Annotated in this window: 1 protein-coding gene; it reads left to right on the forward strand. The window is 38.3% G+C overall.

Annotated features, from left to right (window positions below; all coding sequences use genetic code 11):
• Positions 1-101: 101 nt before the first annotated feature.
• On the forward strand, positions 102-1,163 hold a 1,062-nt coding region (locus tag AC1DIV_RS30025; RefSeq protein WP_477577963.1), incomplete at its 3' end, for a multicopper oxidase family protein.

The raw sequence follows: 1,163 nt of genomic DNA on the forward strand, positions 1-1,163 counted from the left end.
ATTTTACTAATAAATAACTTATTGTCATATAGCGCTTGTAATATTTATAACCTTTTATAAATAAAGTACTTTAAATCAGCAGGTTATAAAGGAGCGTAAAAATGATTCTCTCTAAATTTGTAAATGAACTTCCCATTCCCCCAGTCTTAAAACCACGTCGGAAAGATCAATTTCATACTTATTATAAAGTGAATATGACAGAATTTAAGCAATCCCTCCATAGTGAGTTAAATGATACAAAGGTTTGGGGGTATGAAGGCAGCTATCCAGGTCCTACCATTGAGGTGGAAAGTGGAGAGAAAGTAGTCATAAAATGGACCAACAATCTCCCCGCAAAGCATCTTTTACCGGTAGACTATACGGTACATGGCGCCCATTTGGATGTACCGGAAGTACGTACTGTAGTACATGTACACGGGGCTAGCGTTGAACCCGAAAGCGATGGCTATCCGGAGGCTTGGTTTACAAGAGGRTTYAAACAAGTGGGGCCWTATTTTAGAAAGAAAGTATATCAATATGATAATAACATGCAAGCTTGTACCCTCTGGTATCATGACCATACACTTGGTATCACGAGACTCAATATATATGCGGGATTGGCAGGGTTTTATCTTATAAGAGATCACCGGGAACGTTTATTGAATTTACCATGTGGTCAATATGAGATTCCTCTTATTATWCAAGACAAATCATTTAATGAAGATGGCTCTCTTTTTTACCCAAGGCAGCCAGAAAAACCAGTCCCGCAATTAGAAACATCAATCGTTCCTGAATTTTTTGGARATACYATCTTGGYGAATGGAAAAGTATGGCCCTTTTTAAACGTGGAACCACGTAAATATCGATTTAGACTGTTAAACGGATCTAACAGCCGTTTCTATAGGTTCAAGCTTGATTCGGGTCAACTCATTTATCAAATTGGAACGGATGGAGGTTTAATGGAATATCCGATAGGAATGAAAGAAATCATATTGGCACCTGCCGAAAGAGCAGATGTCATCATAGATTTTACCAATCTTGAGGGAAAGAATATTATCCTGAAAAATGATGCCCCAGCTCCTTTTCCAGACGGCGAACCGGAAAATGTGGTAGATACAGTGATGGAAATTAGGGTGACACTTCCTCTTTTAAGTATTGATACGAGTGTTATACCGTCTTATATG

Source organism: Peribacillus sp. 05N428, from assembly GCF_056397085.1.